This window comes from Oceanicola sp. D3 (genome assembly GCF_006351965.1).
Taxonomy (GTDB): domain Bacteria; phylum Pseudomonadota; class Alphaproteobacteria; order Rhodobacterales; family Rhodobacteraceae; genus Vannielia.
The window spans coordinates 1,756,120-1,773,043 of record NZ_CP040932.1 but is presented as its reverse complement, the minus strand read 5'-3'; the positions used below and the strand labels follow the sequence as shown (position 1 = coordinate 1,773,043).

The following is a 16,924-nucleotide window of genomic DNA, read 5'->3' as shown; positions in this document are numbered from 1 at the left end:
TTGGTCAAGGCCGCACCCGTGCTACCATGCGGGGATGAAACAGCTTCTCGTCCTTGCCCTGCTCGCCGCCGCGCCAGCCTCGGCTGAAGGCACGCTTGGCGGCAAGACGGTGGATTGCTACTGCACCGACAGCCACGGAAGCCGCGTCGAGCTGGGCGAAAACATCTGCCTCACCGTCGGTGGCCGCAGCTTCACCGCGCAATGCCAGATGTCGCTCAACGTGCCCATGTGGCGCGAAGTCCGGCCCAACTGCCTCAGCTCGTCCCTGCGCCCGCTTCAATCCCCGCTTCCGCCAGCCAGCGCTCCAGCCGCTTCCGGTTAACGCCAAGGTCGCCCTTGCCGATCACCAGATGGGCATGGATATGCAGCGCCCCTGCTTCGTCGCGCCACACCCGCGTGACATCGGGAAATTGCCACACCGCAGAGCGCGTCACATAGGCCCCCGGCGCCGGCGAGACCGTGCGCGAATCCTCCAGCGCCACCTTCTTAAGCCGCGCCTCCGCATCCTTGGGCGCAGCCGGCAGCACCAGCTTCACGCCTCCCTCCATCTGGTGCCACCCCGGCTCATACGGCCCCGGGTGCCCCTCCAGCCGCTCCGCCGGGATCGGCCAGAGCCGCACCAGCAGGCCCAAGCCCATCAGCACCGCGCCCAATGCGACCAACCACCAGAACATCACGCCACCCTCTCCATTTTCTCGCGGGGAAAACTCACTCCGCCGCCTGCCGGAAGCGCTGCGCTGCGCCCCAAAGGCAAATCAGCTCCATCGCCACATGCGCCCCGGCCACAGCCGTGATGCCCGCGTGATCGAAGGGCGGCGACACTTCCACCACGTCCCCGCCCACCATGTTCACACCAGACATGCCCCGCAAAATCGCGGCCGCCTGCGCGCTGGAGAGCCCGCCCCACACCGGCGTGCCCGTGCCCGGCGCAAAGGCCGGGTCCAGCCCGTCGATGTCAAAGCTCACGTAACAGGGCGCATCGCCCACCCGCTCGCGGATCATTTCGGCCACCGCCTGCGGGCCAATGTCATGCACCTCCGGCGCGTCGATGATCTTGATCCCCATCGTGTCGGGGTTCACCGTGCGGATGCCCACCTGCACCGCGCGCTCCACATCAATCAGCCCCTCCTTCACCGCCTTATAGGCAAAGGTGCCATGGTCGATCCGCTCCGGGTCGTCATCCACCCATGTGTCGGTATGGGCATCAAACTGCACATAGGCGAGCGGCCCGTGCTTCTTCACATGCGCCCGCAGGATCGGCAGGGTGATCGAGTGATCGCCCCCCAGCGTGATGCACCCACAGCCCGCGCCAAGGATCCCAGCCACATGCGCCTCCAGCGCTTTGGGAAACTCCCAAACCTTGGCATAGTCGAAGGCCATGTCGCCGTAATCGGCAATCGCCAACTCCTCCAGCGGGTCAAAATCCCAGCCATAGGGCGGATCATAGGGCTGCAACGTGCTCGCCTCCCTGATCGCCCGCGGCCCCAGCCGCGTGCCTGTCCGGTTCGTCACCGACTGGTCAAACGGCACCCCGGTCACGGCCAAATCATAGCCCGCCAAATCCTTGGTATAGCGCCGCCGCAAAAAGCTCGTCGCCCCGCCAAAGGTGTTCTCAAAGCTCGCGCCCCGCCGGTTTTCCCGCGTAAACGCCTGATCTACCTGTGTCTTTGCGTCTTCAAGTGCCACTCAAGCCTCCACCGGCTGCGCCCGCTCAACCAGCCGGGCAAAAAAGCTCGCCCCCACCGGCGCGACCTTGTCGTTAAAATCATATTTCGGGTGGTGCAGCGATGGCCCATCCCCCTGCCCAAGGAACAAGAACGCCCCGGGCCGCGCCTCCAGCATGTAGGAGAAGTCCTCCGCCCCCATCTCCGCCGTGCCCTCGCGCTCCACCCGGCCCGCGCCCGCAATCTCCTCGGCCACATCGGCAGCAAAGCCCGCGTTCTCGGGCCGGTTCACCGTTGCCGGGTAGCCCTCGTGGTAGATCAGCTCCGCCTCCACCCCATAGGCCGCCGCCTGCCCCGAAACGATCTCAGCCAGCCGCCGCCGCGCCATCGCCCGCACCTCCGGGTCAAGCGTGCGCACCGTCCCGTTGATCCACGCGGAGTCGGGGATGATATTGTCAGCACTCCCGGCATGGATCTGCGTCACGCTCACCACGAGTTCCTCCATCGCGTAGTGATTTCGGCTGACGATGGTGTTCACCGCGCTCACAATCCCCACCGCCGCCACGATCGGGTCGCGCGTCTGATGCGGCATCGCCCCATGGCCCCCCACACCGTTCACTTGTACCTCCCAGCTGTCCACCGCCGCCAAGATCGGGCCCGGCGTGGTCAAAAACTCGCCCTCCTCCATCCCCGGCGCGTTGTGAATGCCGTAAACCTCGGTGATCCCGAATTTATCCATGACCCCGGCCTTCACCATGGCTTCGCCACCCGCGCCACCCTCCTCGGCGGGCTGAAAGATCAGCGCCACGGAGCCCGCAAAATTCCGCGTCTCGGCAAGGTATTTCGCCGCCCCCAGCAGCATCGTCGTATGCCCGTCATGGCCACAGGCGTGCATCTTACCCGCCACCGTGCTGGCATGCGCCGCCCCCGTGGCCTCCTCGATCGGCAGCGCATCCATATCCGCCCGCAGCCCAACCCGCCGCGCACTCGCACCCTTGCCATGGATCAGCGCCACCAGCCCGCTCTCGGCAATGCCCTCATGCACCTCGTCCACGCCAAACTCCCGCAGCTTCTCCGCCACAAAAGCCGCCGTGCCGTGGCAATCAAAGCCAAGCTCGGGATGCATGTGCAGATGCCGCCGCCACGCGGTCATCTCCTCAGAATATCCGGCGATCCGGTTGACGATGGGCATGGGCTGGGGTTCCTCTCTGCTGAGACGCTGCCACCAAATCCCATCCGGAGCCCCCCCGCAATGGCCGACCCGACAGACCCGCTGATTTTCGACACGCAGGAAGAGGACGCCCGCCAGATGCAGCGGCTTCTCGCCATCATGGCCTGCCTGCGCGACCCGGTCCGCGGCTGCCCCTGGGACATCGAGCAAACCTACGCCAGCATCGCCCCCTACACCATCGAGGAGGCCCATGAGGTGGCCGACGCTATCGAGCGCCAAGCCTGGGGCGAGCTTGAAGGCGAGCTGGGCGACCTCCTGCTGCAAGCCGTCTACTTCGCCCAGATGGGCAAGGAAGACGGCCACTTCACCTTCGCCTCCATCGCCCGCAACGTCTCCGACAAGATGGTCAGCCGCCACCCCCATATCTTCGGCACCGAATCCCGCGATAAGTCGGCCGAGCAGCAAACCCTCGACTGGGAAAAGCAAAAAGCCGCCGAACGCGCCGCCAAGGGCGAGACCCGAGTTCTAGACGGTGTCGCCCTCGGCCTCCCCGCCCTCACCCGCGCCCTCAAACTGCAAAAACGCGCCGCCCGTGTCGGCTTCGACTGGACCGAGGTGAAAGACGTGCTCGCCAAGCTGCAAGAAGAAGCCGCTGAACTGGCCGAAGCCGAAGGCGATGCCGACGCGATGGAAGACGAAATGGGCGATCTCCTCTTCGTCCTCACCAACCTCGCCCGCCACATGGGGATAGATCCGGAAGCCGCCCTGCGCCGCACCAACGCCAAGTTCACCCGCCGCTTCAACGCCATAGAAGACGCGCTTGAAGCCGAAGGCCGCACCCCGCAGGAGGCCACGCTGGACGAGATGGACGCCCTCTGGACCCGGATCAAACAGGCCGAAAAGGCCCGCGCCCCCTCAAGCTAAACCCCAACCCGCCCCATTTTCTTGCAGAAAATACTCCCAGGGGGTGTGGGGGACTGGTCCCCCACTCGGGCCCCAACCCCACTCACAAACGCCCGATCCGGCGCGCAAGCCCGCGCATGGCGAGGCGGGGTGGGCGGGCGGGCGCCTTGCCATGCGCGGGCGCCCTCACAGCGCTCACAGGCGCTCGATGTCCCCCTCCGCGCGCAAGGCATGAAACGCCGCCTCGAACGCCGCAAACCGCCCCTCGGCAATTGCCTCCCGCATCTCCCCCATCAATTCCTGATAGTAATGCAGGTTGTGCCAAGTCAGCAGCATCCCGGCAATCATCTCGCCCGCCCGGTACACATGATGCAGATAGGCCCGTGAATACCCCCGGCAGGCCGGGCAGCTACAGGCCTCATCCAGAGGGCGCGGGTCATCGGCATGGCGCGCGTTCTTCAGGTTCACCTGCCCCCGCCGCGTCCACGCCTGCCCGGTGCGCCCGCTCCGCGAGGGCAGCACGCAATCCATCATGTCCACCCCGCGCTTCACCGCGCCCACAATGTCATCCGGCTTGCCCACGCCCATCAGATAGCGCGGCTTCTCCTCGGGCAGCATGCCGGGCGCATAATCCAGCACGCCAAACATCGCCTCCTGCCCTTCGCCCACCGCAAGCCCGCCAATCGCGTAGCCATCAAAGCCAATCGCCCGCAGCGCCTCGGCGCTCTCGCCGCGCAGCTCCTCGGTCACCCCGCCCTGCTGAATGCCAAACAGCGCATGCCCTGGCCTGTCGCCAAAGGCCGCTTTCGAGCGCTCCGCCCAGCGCATCGAAAGCCGCATGCTCTCCGCCACCGCCGCCTCCGTGGCGGGCAGCGCCGGGCATTCGTCAAAGCACATCACAATATCGCTGCCCAAGAGCCGCTGAATCTCCATCGACGTCTCAGGGCTGAGAAAATGCTTCGAGCCATCCACATGGCTGCGAAAGGTCACCCCATCCTCGGTCAGCTTGCGCAGCTCAGCGAGGCTCATCACCTGAAAGCCCCCCGAGTCGGTCAAAATCGGCTTGTCCCAATTCATGAACCCGTGCAGCCCGCCAAGCCGCGCCACCCGCTCCGCGCCGGGGCGCAGCATCAGGTGATAGGTGTTGCCCAGCAAAATGTCGGCCCCCGTTGCCGCCACGCTCTCGGGCAGCATCGCCTTCACCGTCGCGGCGGTGCCCACCGGCATGAAGGCCGGGGTGCGGATCTCGCCGCGCGGAGTCGTCAAAACCCCAAGCCGGGCCTTGCCGTCGGTTGCCTTCACTTCGTATGTCACGCGCGTTGTCATATGGCGGTCTCCTTGCGGCTCCATATCCGGCAATTGCCGCCAAAAGCCAAGCCATCGGCCCGTTGGGTCGCCCTCAGCCTAGCCCACCCGCGCCGATGACGGATACACCAGCGGCGCGCCCTCCGGCCGCTGCGCCAGCAGCCCGTGCAAGCGCTCGTCGCTCATGTCTGGCAGCTCATTGGTCCACACCCGAAAATACGTCAACTCATGCGCTCCGAAGGAGGTGATGATCGCGCAGTCCGAAGCATCGCTGCCCCGCACCATCAGGATCCGCCCGATACGCCGGCGGTTGTGGCGCGCATCAAAGGTGTACCAGCGCCCGCCCAGATACACCTCGAACCACGCCGAAAAGTCCCCGGGGCCCGAGTAAGGCACGCCAATATCGCCAAGATATCCGCTGGCATAGCGCGCCGGAATGTTCATCGCCCGGCACAGCGCAATCGCCAGATGGGCAAAGTCGCGGCACACCCCCGCCTTCTCGCGGAACACTTCCGAGGCCGTCTTGTCGGCGCGGCCAAACTGGTAGCCAAAGGTCACGTGGGTATGGACAAAATCGCAGATCGCCTGCACCCGGTTCCAGCCTGTCACCTTGCCAAACAGCGGCCAGACCTTATCGACCAGCGCATCGCTGTCGCAATACCGGCTCGGCAAAAGATAACTCAGCACCTCGTTCGGCAGATCGGCAATCTCATGCTGCCACGCCTGCGGCGCCAGCTCGTCGGGCGCCCCATCCTGCTCGATCACGCAGTCCGACCAAAACCGCGTCGTGCCCTCCGGTGCCACGACCCGCGTGATCCGGTTGCCAAACCGGTCGCTATAGCTCGTCATCGGGCAATCACGCTCGGTGCGCACCCGATCCTCGCCAATCAGCCGCCCCGCTCCATCCGGATGGGTGGAGAGCGAGAGCAACATCGGCACATCAACCTCGCAGGCCACGTCTATCTCAAAACCGAAGCGGATCAGCATGGCGTCTTCCTTTTGGTCAGGTCCGGGCGGTCGTATGCGGCGGCACGATGGCCTGCGCGGATGCCAGCCCAATGCGCCCCGCCGTCAGAAGTTCCTGACCCACCCCAAGCCTGCACCGCCCACGCGCGGGCCGCAATGCCAACCAACGCGGCCCGGCGGCAGTTCGCATCAGCGCGCGGTGGCTTCATTAACCACCCCGCCCAAAATCTCGTCTGCATCACTTGTGCATGGGATGTGCATCACATGTGCCTGTGATCTTTTGGCGGTTAACGCCGCAAATCGACCCCGCGTTACCCCGCCGCACGCGCAACAGCTGCCCTTGCCCGACCCGCCCCGGTATCCTATGTAAACACTCAGGAACAGGAGGCCCCATGCCCGAAGATACGCCCCCCCTCGAAGGCACCCCGCTGATCAAGCCTTCCAGCACTGAGCACCCGCTTCACGAAGCGGTCGTGGAGGCGTGTCGCACGGTCTATGACCCTGAAATCCCAGTGAATATCTTCGACCTCGGGCTGATCTACACGATCGAGATCAACCCCGAGAACGAGGTCAATGTCATCATGTCCCTCACCGCGCCCGGCTGCCCCGTGGCCGGAGAAATGCCCGGCTGGCTCGCAGATGCCATCGAACCCATCCCCGGCGTGAAGCAGGTTGAGGTCGAAATCACCTGGGAGCCGCCCTGGGGCATGGAGATGATGAGCGACGAAGCGCGGCTGGAACTGGGGTTCATGTAAGAAAAGCAACCACAATAGGTTTCTTTTCGCAAATGACACCAAAAAAGGTTGCCAAATGGGCGTAGCACCCTAAACTGGCTGCACCATGTCCAGCACGCCGAATGACCAAGCATCCCTCAAGCCCTCCGCCGTCCTGACGGGCGACATCGTTGGATCACGCGAGCTGGGCGGCTCTGAAATTACCGAAATATTTCAAACCCTTGAGCGCTGCGCAGTCACGCAGGCAGCATGGTTTGATGCCCCCCTCAACTTCACACGGCACCGGGGCGATGGCTGGCAAGTCGTCGTAAACCACAGCCAATATGCCCTCCGCTCCGCCATTGCCTTCCGCGCTGCCCTGCGCGGCCTTGGCGCGGGATATGATAGCTACATCGGCATCGCCGCAGGACCAATCGACACCTACGGCACCGACCTGAACGCCGAAACATCCGAGGTTTTCGCCCGCTCCGGCGCCGCTCTGGAAGACCTCAAGACACACAGCACACCCCGCATGGCCCACGCAGATCCCGGCCCATACAACGCCGCCACGATCCTCGCCGACCACCTCGTGCAAAGCTGGACAACCGTGCAGGCCCAAACCGTCGCCGCCGTCCTCGCACCAGACGCCCCGGCCACCCACGCACAGATCGCCGAGCGCCTCGGCAAGTCCCGCCAAGCGGTGACCAAGGCCCTCAAGGCCGCCGGGTTCGATCATCTCAACCTCGCCCTCGCCACGCTGGAACGGGACCAATCGCCATGATCGAAACCGCCGTTGCCCTGCTGCTCGCCCACGTGCTCGCCGACTTCACGGCTCAAACCGGCTGGATGGTCCGCCACAAGGTCCGCGCCGAGGTTTTCGCCCTGCATATCGCCATCACGGGCGCCCTCAGCTGGGCCGCGCTGGGCTTTTACGGCTGGCAGGCCGCGCTGGCTGTCACCGCTGCCCATGCGGGCATCGACGCCTTGAAAACATGGGCCCTGCCGCTCGCTTGGCGCAACACGCTCGCCACTTTTCTCTCCGATCAGGCCGCCCATATCGTCAGCATCGCCGCCGTCGCCCTCATCTGGCCCGGAGCCGCCGCCTCGGGCCTCTGGGCGCCTTGGCTGGCACAACTCACCGCCCCTGCCCTCACCATCGCCGGCATCGTGCTGTGCGTCTGGGCCGGGGGGCATGCGGTTGGCCTGCTGATGCAGCGCTACGCCGCCGAGGCCCTTCCTGAAGGCCTCCCCGACGCCGGGCGGCTGATCGGCCAGCTTGAACGTGCGATGATCTTTCTGCTGGTGCTCATCAACCAGCCCGCGGGCATCGGCTTCCTGATTGCCGCCAAGTCAATCCTGCGCTTCGACACCGCCTCAAAGGGCCAGAAAACAGGCGAATACGTCATCATCGGCACCCTTGCCTCCTTCGCCTGGGCGCTTGCCATCGCAACCGCCACCCAGCGCCTGCTCGCCGGGCTCTGAGCAAAGCTTCACCCGCGCGTCACCGATCTGTTGGCGTCTTGTCACAACTGCCGCGTTGGTATGCGCCCATCGCAAACCAAGGAGTCGCAACAAATGCGCCGCACCCCTCTTCTCGCCGCTCTCATCCTCACCACCGCCGCCCCCGCGCTGGCAGAGGCCCCGCTCTCGGGCTACGGCCCCCGCCCGGCCTATCTGATCAACAAGCTGCCCGAAGGTGAGCTGAAGACCAAGCTGCAAAGCTGCATCGGCCAACCCATTGCAAAGTCTGACTTTTCCATCGCCCACCGTGGCGCGCCGATGATGTTCCCCGAGCACACCGCCGAAAGCTACCGCGCGGGCGCGGCAATGGGCGCGGGCGTGGGTGAATGCGACGTGACCTTCACCAAGGACAAGGAGCTGGTCTGCCGTCACGCGCAAAACGACCTGCACACCACCACCAACATCCTCGTGAGCGACCTCGCCGCCACCTGCAACATCCCCTTCAGCCCCGCCGAGGGCGAAACCAAGGCCGCCGCCGAGTGCCGCACCTCGGAGATTTCGCTGAGCGAATTCAAGGGCCTGATGCCCAAGATGGACAGCGCCGATAGTGCCGCCACCACGGCGGAAGAGTATCAGGGCGGCATCGCTGGCTGGCGCACCGCGCTCTACGTGCAAGAGCCCACAATCCTCACCCACGCCGAGTCGATCGAGCTGTTCAAGGAGCTCGGCGTCAAGATGACCCCCGAGCTGAAGTCGCCCTCCGTCGAAATGCCCTTCGACGGCTTCTCTCAGGCCGACTACGCCCAGAAGATGATCGACGAATACAAAGCCGCCGGCGTGCCGGCTTCGGATGTGTTCCCGCAGTCCTTCAACCTTGAAGACGTGCTCTATTGGGTTGAGAATGAACCGGAATTTGGCGCGCAAGCCGTCTTCCTCGTCGAGCCGGACGACACTTTCGACGAGCAAAACCCCGAGACTTGGGCGCAGGACTTTGCCGACCTCAAGGCCAAGGGCGTGCAGTATCTCGCCCCCTCGATGAACATGCTGGTGACGCCTGAAAATGGCACCTACGCCGCCTCCGCCTACGCCAAGGCGGCCAAGGAGGCCGGCCTCAAGCTGATCACATGGTCGCTCGAGCGCTCCGGCCCCCTCGCCTCGGGCGGCGGCTGGTACTACAACTCGACCACCGAGATCACCGACAATGATGGCGACATCTACGAGCTGGTCGATGCGCTGGCGCAAGACGTTGAAGTGACAGGCATCTTCTCCGACTGGCCCGCCACCGTAACCTTCTACGCCAACTGCATGGGCCTCTGAGGCCCGCACAAGCCAAGGGCGCTCCGCACAACGCGGGGCGCCCCCCTTGAGCCATGCCGCCTCCCGGCCTACATATGGGCCAAAGGAGCACTCCCATGTTCGGTATTCCCGGCAAGCAAGCCGTCAACATCACCCCCCGCGCCGTGGCAGAGATCGCCCGGCTCATGTCCCGCGATGGCCACAAGGGCCTGCGCATCGGCGTCAAGAAGGGCGGCTGTGCAGGGATGGAATACACCATGGAATACGCTGATATCATTGATGAACATGATGAGGTCGTCGAGCAGGACGGCGCCCGCGTGATGATTGCGCCGATGGCCCAGATGTTCCTCTTCGGCACCGAGATCGACTATGAAACCTCGCTGCTGGAATCCGGCTTCAAGTTCAACAACCCGAACGTCACCGAGGCCTGCGGCTGCGGCGAGTCGATCAAGTTTGCCGAGATGTAACCCGGGCTTGACCCGCCCGGCGCGCAGGCCCACCCTCGCCCCATGTTCCTGCCCTTCTTCCAGACCCTCCGCAAAGCCGGTGTGCCCGTCACCCTCCGTGAGCACCTGAGCTTTCTCGATGCTGTCTCCGCCGGGCTAACCACTTACGATATCAACGCTTTTTATTACCTCGCCCGCGCCTGTCTGGTGAAGGACGAGCGCCACCTCGACCGCTTCGATCAGGCGTTTTCGCAAACCTTCAAGGGCCTTGAGAGCATTCCGCTGGAGGCGGTGCTGGAGGCCGTCGATCTGCCCGAGGACTGGCTGCGCAAACAGGCTGAAAAGCACCTGTCGCCCGAGGAAATGGCCGAGATCGAGGCGATGGGCGGCTTCGAGAAACTGATGGAAACCCTGCGCGAGCGCCTGAAGGAGCAGGAAGGCCGCCACCAAGGCGGCAACAAATGGGTCGGCACCGCCGGCACCTCTCCCTTCGGCGCTTATGGCTACAACCCCGAAGGCGTGCGGATCGGGCAAGACAAGTCACGTCATCGCCGCGCTGTAAAAGTCTGGGACAAAAGAGAATTCCGCAACCTCGACGACTCTGTCGAGCTTGGCACCCGCAACATCAAGGTCGCTCTCAAACGCCTGCGCCAATGGGCCCGCGACGGCGCCCATGAAGAGCTGGATCTTGACGGCACGATCCGCGCCACCGCCGAGCACGGCCATCTCGATGTCAAAACCCGCCCCGAGCGCCGCAACGCCGTGAAGGTGCTGCTCTTTCTCGATGTCGGCGGCTCGATGGACCCGCATATCAAGGTGGTCGAAGAGCTGTTTTCAGCCGCCCGCGCCGAGTTCAAGCACCTCGAATATTACTACTTCCACAACTGCCTCTACGAGGGCGTCTGGCGCGACAACCGCCGCCGCTGGTCCGAGCAAACGCCCACATGGGAGGTGCTCAACACCTATGGGCCGGACTACCGCGCCATCTTCGTCGGCGACGCCTCCATGAGCCCCTATGAGGTCGCCTACCCCGGCGGCGCCAACGAGCATTGGAACGAGGAGAGCGGGGCCACATGGCTCGCCCGTGCACGCGCCCAATGGCCGCAGAACCTCTGGATCAACCCGGTGCCCGAACAGCATTGGGGCTACACCCAATCCATCGCCATGATCCACGAGATCTTCGAAGCGCGGATGGTGCCAATGACGCTGGAAGGCCTCACCGCAGGCATGAAGGGCCTGACAAAATGAGTGCGCGGCCCGCCGCTCTTCCCGTCATCCTCGGGCCTGACCCGAGGATCTCTCACCACGGCCCTCTGCCCACCCGCACAACGCCCCCCACCGGCTCGCCATGACCCTGCTCCGCCGCCACCCCGTTCTCACCGCCTGCTTTGCCCTCGCCCTCGCCGCCACGCTCTTCTTCGGCATCCGCACGGTGCAGCGCACGCTCTACTGGATGGACCCGGCCCATCAGGCGCAGGCGCTGGAGCCTTGGATGACCCCGCGCTACATCGCCCACTCATGGCTGGTTGACGGGCAAGAACTCGCCCAACACCTCGGTGTCCCGCCAGAGCCCGAGGAGCGCCCCACGCTCGAAACCATCGCCAAGAAACGCGGGGTGCCGCTGGCGCAGGTCATGGAGGAGGCCCAAGCCTTCCTCGATGCCAACGCCACGCGCCAGTCTGAATGACCGATTGGCTCTTCGAACTTCTCGCCGCCTATGGCGTTCCGGTGCTTGCCCTCACAACCTTCGCCTCCTGCCTCGCCCTTCCCGTCCCCGCCTCGCTCGCCATGCTCACCGCAGGCGCGTTTGTCGCCACCGGAGACCTCGCCCTCGCGCCCGTCGCGGGCAGCGCCTTTGCCGGGGCGCTGCTGGGCGATCAGGCCGGATACGCGCTCGGAAAACGCGGCGGCACATGGCTCGACACCTCGCTGGCACAGCGCCCCAAGCGCGAGAGGCTCTTCACTCGCGCCCGCGATTTCACCCAAAGGCGCGGCGGGCCGGGCATTTTCCTCACCCGCTGGCTGTTTTCGCCGCTTGGGCCCTATGCCAACCTCGCCGCCGGGGCCGGACGGCTGAACTGGCTGAAGTTCACCCTCTGGGGCGCGGCGGGCGAGGCCGCGTGGGTCGGGCTTTATGTCGGCCTCGGCCTTACCTTTTCCGATGACCTAGCGCTTGGCGCACAGGTCGCCTCCCAAGGCCTCGGCTTTCTCGCCGCGCTGGGGGTGACGGTCTTCCTCGGCCTCTGGCTCCTGCGCGCCGCGCGCCGCAATCGCACACCCTGACCAGCCCGCCCGAAGGCCTGGGCGGAAAACTCCCGAGCAAAACAGTCAGCCATTGACCCGACCAAAAGAGTCGGGTTTAACGCCTCCGAAAACCACAGGGAGACATTCCATGCTGCGCACAACACTCGCCCTCACCCTCGCCGCCACCCCGGCGCTGGCTGATGAAATCAACGTCTACTCCTACCGCCAGCCCGAGCTGATCGCCCCGCTCACCGAGGCCTTCACCGAAGCAACCGGGATCGACGTCAACGTTGCCTTCCTCAACAAGGGCATGGTCGAGCGCCTTCAGGCCGAGGGCAGCCGCTCCCCCGCCGATGTCGTGCTCACCGTCGACATCTCGCGCCTGAACGAGCTGGTCGAGGCCGGCGTCACCCAGCCGCTCTCCTCGCAAACCCTCACCGACAACGTGCCCGCCGCGCTGCATGGCCCCGATGGCCAGTGGTGGGGCGTCACCACCCGCGCCCGCATCGTCTATGCCTCCAAGGAGCGCGTGGCCGAGGGCGAGGTGACCACCTATGAAGATCTGGCCGACCCCAAGTGGAAGGGCCGCATCTGCACCCGCTCCGGCACCCACGCCTATAACGTCGCGCTGGTTTCCGCGATGCTGCACCACCACGGCGAGGAGGAAACCAAAACCTGGCTCGAAGGCGTGAAGGCCAACCTCGCTCGCAAGCCGCAGGGCAATGACCGGGCACAGGTCAAGGCGATCTGGGCAGGCGAATGTGATATCTCGCTGGGCAACACCTACTACATGGGCAAGATGCTCGAAGATGAAGAGCAGCAGGCCTGGGCCGACAGCGTGCGCATCACCTTCCCCACCTTCGAAGATGGCGGCACCCACGTTAACCTCTCCGGCGTCGCGCTGACCAAATCCGCGCCGAACAAGGAGAACGCGGTCAAGTTCATCGAATTTCTCGCCTCCGACGCCGCGCAGGAAATCTACGCCGAAAAGAACCACGAATACCCCGTTGCGCCGGGTACCGAACCCTCCGAGCTGGTCAAGGGCTGGGGCGAGTTCACCCCCGATGACGTTAACCTCGTCGACATCGCCAAGCTCCGCCCCGCCGCGATCAAGCTGATCGAAGAAGTCGACTTCGACGGCTGACCGCCCGCAGGCTTCAAGGCAATCCCCCCTCCCGGCCGCCGCCGGGAGGGGTTTTTTGTTGGAATGTGCCGCTTGCCAGTCCTGCCCGGTGCCCCGGTTTACATTCACGCCCCGAGTTGCGACCCTAGGGGCGAGACACCGAGCAACCCGCGCCGCAGGCGCCCCCTCGGCAAATTCACGAACTTCCCTCGAAAGGACATGCCCATGACCCAGGCCAAGCCGGGCGACACGCTTCAACTTCACTACAAGGGCACGCTGGAAGACGGCACCGTCTTCGACAGCTCCGAGGGCCGCGACCCGCTGTCTTTTGAACTCGGCTCCGGCCAGATCATCCCCGGCCTCGACGCGGGCGTGACCGGCATGGAAGTCGGCGAAAAGCGCACCGTTCAGGTCGAGCCCGAGCAGGCCTACGGCGCCCATATGCCCGACCGCGTGCAGGCGGTGGACCGCGCCAGCGTGCCCGACAACATCCCAACCGAGCCCGGCACCCAGCTTCAGGTGCAAACCGCCGACGGACAGGCCCTGCCCGTCACCGTGGTGGAGGCCAATGACGAGCAAGTCGTGCTCGACGCCAACCACCCCCTCGCCGGCAAAACCCTGACCTTCGACGTCGAACTGGTCGAAATCGCCTGATCTAAAGCCAATGGCCTGCTGCGGTCCGGGGTCGCCCGGGCCGTGGCCCGCCGCTCATTTGGCCAGCGCCACCGTCAGGGCCTCAGCCCGTTTGGCAACATCGGCGCGGTCACGCCCCAGCACCACCGCAGTGCAATGGCACACGCCATCGGCCGTCTCCATGTAGCGCGCGTCGATCAGCCTGTAGGGCACAAGCCATCCCTCCTGCACCGGCTCCCTTAGCCGCGCGATCAGTTCGCTCAACGGCCCCTTGAATTGCCCTGCAAAGGTCTGGCTACAGGTCAGCCCATCGGTGCGAGCCACCGCAGGCGCGTGCAGCAGGATCTGCGGCGTGCAGGCGTTGAAGCGGAAGTTCGGGTCGAACAGGATGATCTCGCCGTCCACAGTGCGGCCGATGTCAAAGCCGCAAACGCCGAGAAATCCCTCCTCCGCCGCCTTCCGCGCGACCTCCTTCGCAAGGGCGACCCCGGCCTCCGGCAAAGGGTGGTCCGGGTCGATCACGTTGCCAAGCTGCTGGCCCGGCGCGCTGAAGGTCTGCTCCGCCGCGCCAAGGTAGTGCACCCCCGTCTCCGTGATCGTCAGGTTGGCGCACCAGCAGCGCTCCACGTCCAGCGCCGCCTCGCAAATCACCCGGTCGACGCCCAGCGCCTCGAAATGGCTCTGCGCCGCCCCAAGATCCCCTGCATCCGCGCAGTACCGCACCGCATGGCCCCAGCCTGTCGCGTCGTCACCCGCCGCCTTGAGGAAGACAGGCAGCGCCACCCCCTCCAGTGCGGCCAGCGGGCGGGTCTCGCGCGGCGCCAGCGCATTAGGCGGTGCCAGCTGCGGCAGCGTTTCCTTGCTGTTGAGCCGCGCCCAAAGGTCCGGCGCAACAAGGTGGGCTGCGTCACCGTAAAGCCCCTCGGTCACCGGATAGGGCCAAAACAGCCGGTAGCCCTCCGCCACCATCGCCCGCGCATGGGCCACCGCCTCCTCGGTGGTGGTGAACACCCGCATGTCTTCTTCAATTTGCAGCCCGGCCTCCTCCAGAAAGGCCAGCCCCTCCTCCGTAACACCGCCCCGGTGCCGCAGCGTTGGGTTGCGGCCCAGCACGCCAAGCAACAGCGTTGTCACCGCGTCGAGGTTGAATGGGCTGTAGCCCAGCATCCGGGTCTGCCGCAGATCGGTGCGCGCCATATAGGCCGCGCTCTCGGGCATCAGCCCGCCCGGCGGCACGGCGGGCCTCAACGGCGCGCTCACCGAAGCACCTCCTCAAGCCCTCCGGCCAGCGCCATGATCCGCTCCGACCGTGGATCCCCGGCAAAGGTCGCCGTCTTGTTCGCATCCAGCAAGATCGCCCGACCGTCATGCACAACGTAGTCGAACTTCCCGAAGTCAAAGCCCATGCTGGCCCGATGCGCCTCGATCTCGGGCGGCACCTCGTCGAGATAGTCGTATTTCACCATCGTGCCCGTCTTCACCATCGGGTCGGTCGCATAAATCTTGTAGCCATAGCCGCGCGTGCCAAAAAACAGCCAGCCCCGCTGGCAATAGAGCTCCCCCTCACGTTCAGGCATGAACCGCTCGACAAGCAAATCCTCGCGGCCCCACACCCAGCGCGGCACCTCCGCCGCCGAGCCCAGCACCGGATAGGTCCGCTTGGGCAGCACCCGCGCGAGCTTCCAGCTTACCCCGGCAAGGCGCCTGCGCGCGCGCGTCAAGCGGCTGCGGCTCGCGCGAACCTCGGGCGAGCCAAAAGAATTCAGGTTTGACTTCACGATCACCGGCCCTTCCCAGCCATCGCCCGGCATCACCTGCAACTCCGAATACTGTCGCTTCGAAATATCCAAAACGCTGCCGTTCAGCACCCGCACGCCCTTGGGAGCCTCAGGCACATCCGCCGGGTCCAGCCGGGTGCGATCGTGGTGCAGAATGCAAAGGTCGGCATCGGCGGCAAAGTCACGGCCCACATGAATGCTGTGGCCCTGCTCCTTCCAGATATCGCAGAGCACCCCCGTAACGTAATGCCCAAGCAGCACGCCGCTGTCCGTTGAAACGCTGATCCGCGCCATGTCCCTCTTCTCCCCGCAAAGATCGGCCCGCGCCCGACCCGCCCTTCTTTCGCAAAAACAGGTTCCCGCCCGGAGTTCAAGCGCAACGCCGCGCGAGTTTTTGCTGGTGCCCCACTTGCCCCCTGCCCTGCACTGGGGCACACAAGCCCGACTCGCTGCTCAAAAACACCCAAGGCTCCAGATGTTCCGCCCTCTCCTTGCCCTCGCTGCCGCCCTCACCCTTACGGCCTGCGCCGAAATCACCGATCCGTCGGGCCTCTCCGAGGCGACCCGGGCAAAGTATGCTGCCGTGCAGGATGGCGACATCACCGTGCCTGCGGTGCCCGATGAGTTTCTCTCCGAAGAGATCGCCCGCAAAGAGGTGGCCTATTTCGCACCCCACGCGCCGGGCACCATCATCGTCGATCCGGGCGCAAAGCGGCTGTATCAGGTGCTGGGTGATGGCCGTGCAATGCAATATGTGATCGGCGTCGCCCGCGCAGGCCGCGGCTTCTCCGGCACCGCCAATGTCGCCTTCCAGCGCGATTGGCCCTATTGGACGCCAACAGCCAACATGGTGCGCCGCGACCCCGAGCTCTATGGCCCGATCCGCAACGGCAAACCCGGCGGCCTCGATAACCCCCTCGGCGCCCGCGCCCTCTACCTCTACCGGAACGGCAAGGACACGCTCTACCGCATCCACGGCACCTCCGAACCCAAATCCATCGGCATGCAGGCCTCGTCGGGCTGCATCCGCATGTTCAACCAGGACGCCATGCACTTGGCCGCGAATACGCCCAACGGCACCCGGGTGATCGTGCTGCCGGAATCGGCAACAGGGCGCTGGACCGGCGCGGCACAAGACGCCACTCCGCAAACCGTTGCCTCGCAAAACCCGCTTGAAGACACCTCAACCCTTTAGGGCGGGCACTCTGCCCACCTTAGATT

20 protein-coding genes are annotated in these 16,924 nt (G+C 65.2%); 13 read left to right on the top strand and 7 right to left on the bottom strand.

What is annotated here, in order from left to right:
* Positions 1–34 precede the first annotated feature (34 nt).
* Complete coding sequence (locus FHY55_RS08985) at positions 35–322, top strand: hypothetical protein (protein WP_140013869.1); 288 nt, start codon at positions 35–37, stop codon at positions 320–322.
* On the opposite strand, the gene FHY55_RS08980 is transcribed toward FHY55_RS08985, so the two are convergent.
* The 3 genes from FHY55_RS08980 to FHY55_RS08970 are packed head-to-tail and all read right to left on the bottom strand — an operon-like array spanning position 255 to position 2,856.
* A complete protein-coding gene (locus FHY55_RS08980) occupies positions 255–674 on the bottom strand; it encodes a DUF1499 domain-containing protein (protein WP_140013868.1) in 420 nt (139 codons plus the stop codon). The two genes, FHY55_RS08985 and FHY55_RS08980, sit on opposite strands and share 68 nt — an antisense overlap.
* 34 nt (positions 675–708) lie before the next feature.
* On the bottom strand, positions 709–1,686 hold the full coding sequence (speB, locus tag FHY55_RS08975; RefSeq protein WP_140013867.1) for an agmatinase: 978 nt from the start codon (positions 1,684–1,686) through the stop codon (positions 709–711).
* Positions 1,687–2,856, bottom strand: coding sequence for a M20 aminoacylase family protein (locus FHY55_RS08970; protein ID WP_140013866.1), 1,170 nt, complete (start codon positions 2,854–2,856; stop codon positions 1,687–1,689).
* Positions 2,857–2,916: 60 nt separating this feature from the next.
* Here FHY55_RS08970 and mazG point away from each other — a divergent pair, with 60 nt between their 5' ends.
* Positions 2,917–3,759 carry a nucleoside triphosphate pyrophosphohydrolase gene (gene mazG, locus FHY55_RS08965; protein WP_140013865.1) on the top strand — a complete coding sequence of 281 codons (843 nt, stop codon included), beginning with the start codon at positions 2,917–2,919 and terminating at the stop codon, positions 3,757–3,759.
* A gap of 174 nt (positions 3,760–3,933) precedes the next feature.
* Here the strand turns inward: mazG and tgt are convergent, their stop codons facing one another.
* On the bottom strand, positions 3,934–5,064 hold the full coding sequence (gene tgt, locus FHY55_RS08960) for a tRNA guanosine(34) transglycosylase Tgt (protein WP_140013864.1): 1,131 nt from the start codon (positions 5,062–5,064) through the stop codon (positions 3,934–3,936).
* Between the two features lie 78 nt (positions 5,065–5,142).
* Entirely contained in the window at positions 5,143–6,030 is an 888-nt protein-coding gene (locus FHY55_RS08955) for a transglutaminase family protein (RefSeq protein WP_140013863.1), read from the bottom strand.
* A 371-nt stretch (positions 6,031–6,401) separates the two neighbouring features.
* On the opposite strand from FHY55_RS08955, the gene FHY55_RS08950 reads away from it, so the two are divergent.
* From FHY55_RS08950 to FHY55_RS08905, 10 genes are all read left to right on the top strand, one after another.
* Positions 6,402–6,764 carry an SUF system Fe-S cluster assembly protein gene (locus FHY55_RS08950; RefSeq protein WP_140013862.1) on the top strand — a complete coding sequence of 121 codons (363 nt, stop codon included), beginning with the start codon at positions 6,402–6,404 and terminating at the stop codon, positions 6,762–6,764.
* Positions 6,765–6,849: 85 nt separating this feature from the next.
* The gene (locus FHY55_RS08945) at positions 6,850–7,503 is read left to right on the top strand and encodes a MarR family transcriptional regulator (protein WP_140013861.1); all 654 of its coding nucleotides are present in this window, start codon (positions 6,850–6,852) and stop codon (positions 7,501–7,503) included.
* Positions 7,500–8,204 (top strand): DUF3307 domain-containing protein, encoded by a 705-nt coding sequence (locus FHY55_RS08940; protein ID WP_140013860.1) that lies wholly within the window; start codon positions 7,500–7,502, stop codon positions 8,202–8,204. Before FHY55_RS08945 ends, FHY55_RS08940 begins: the two co-directional genes overlap by 4 nt.
* Positions 8,205–8,297: 93 nt before the next feature.
* Positions 8,298–9,500, top strand: coding sequence for a glycerophosphodiester phosphodiesterase family protein (locus FHY55_RS08935; RefSeq protein ID WP_140013859.1), 1,203 nt, complete (start codon positions 8,298–8,300; stop codon positions 9,498–9,500).
* 95 nt (positions 9,501–9,595) lie between these two features.
* Positions 9,596–9,946, top strand: a complete 351-nt coding sequence (locus FHY55_RS08930; protein ID WP_140013858.1) for an iron-sulfur cluster assembly accessory protein — start codon at positions 9,596–9,598, stop codon at positions 9,944–9,946.
* A 42-nt stretch (positions 9,947–9,988) separates the two neighbouring features.
* Complete coding sequence (locus tag FHY55_RS08925) at positions 9,989–11,173, top strand: VWA domain-containing protein (protein ID WP_140013857.1); 1,185 nt, start codon at positions 9,989–9,991, stop codon at positions 11,171–11,173.
* Between the two features lie 100 nt (positions 11,174–11,273).
* Complete coding sequence (locus tag FHY55_RS08920; RefSeq protein WP_140013856.1) at positions 11,274–11,612, top strand: hypothetical protein; 339 nt, start codon at positions 11,274–11,276, stop codon at positions 11,610–11,612.
* Entirely contained in the window at positions 11,609–12,208 is a 600-nt protein-coding gene (locus FHY55_RS08915) for a DedA family protein (protein ID WP_140013855.1), read from the top strand. Before FHY55_RS08920 ends, FHY55_RS08915 begins: the two co-directional genes overlap by 4 nt.
* Before the next feature lie 109 nt (positions 12,209–12,317).
* Positions 12,318–13,313 (top strand): Fe(3+) ABC transporter substrate-binding protein, encoded by a 996-nt coding sequence (locus FHY55_RS08910; protein ID WP_140013854.1) that lies wholly within the window; start codon positions 12,318–12,320, stop codon positions 13,311–13,313.
* A gap of 204 nt (positions 13,314–13,517) precedes the next feature.
* A complete protein-coding gene (locus FHY55_RS08905) occupies positions 13,518–13,946 on the top strand; it encodes a peptidylprolyl isomerase (RefSeq protein WP_140013853.1) in 429 nt (142 codons plus the stop codon).
* 54 nt (positions 13,947–14,000) lie between these two features.
* On the opposite strand, the gene FHY55_RS08900 is transcribed toward FHY55_RS08905, so the two are convergent.
* Together FHY55_RS08900 and FHY55_RS08895 are read right to left on the bottom strand one after the other, a co-directional pair.
* The gene (locus FHY55_RS08900; RefSeq protein WP_140013852.1) at positions 14,001–15,185 is read right to left on the bottom strand and encodes a hypothetical protein; all 1,185 of its coding nucleotides are present in this window, start codon (positions 15,183–15,185) and stop codon (positions 14,001–14,003) included.
* Positions 15,182–15,997 (bottom strand): hypothetical protein, encoded by an 816-nt coding sequence (locus FHY55_RS08895; protein WP_140013851.1) that lies wholly within the window; start codon positions 15,995–15,997, stop codon positions 15,182–15,184. The genes FHY55_RS08900 and FHY55_RS08895 overlap by 4 nt, the downstream gene beginning before the upstream one ends.
* 181 nt (positions 15,998–16,178) lie before the next feature.
* On the opposite strand from FHY55_RS08895, the gene FHY55_RS08890 reads away from it, so the two are divergent.
* Positions 16,179–16,898, top strand: a complete 720-nt coding sequence (locus FHY55_RS08890) for a L,D-transpeptidase (RefSeq protein ID WP_140013850.1) — start codon at positions 16,179–16,181, stop codon at positions 16,896–16,898.
* Positions 16,899–16,924: the final 26 nt, after the last annotated feature.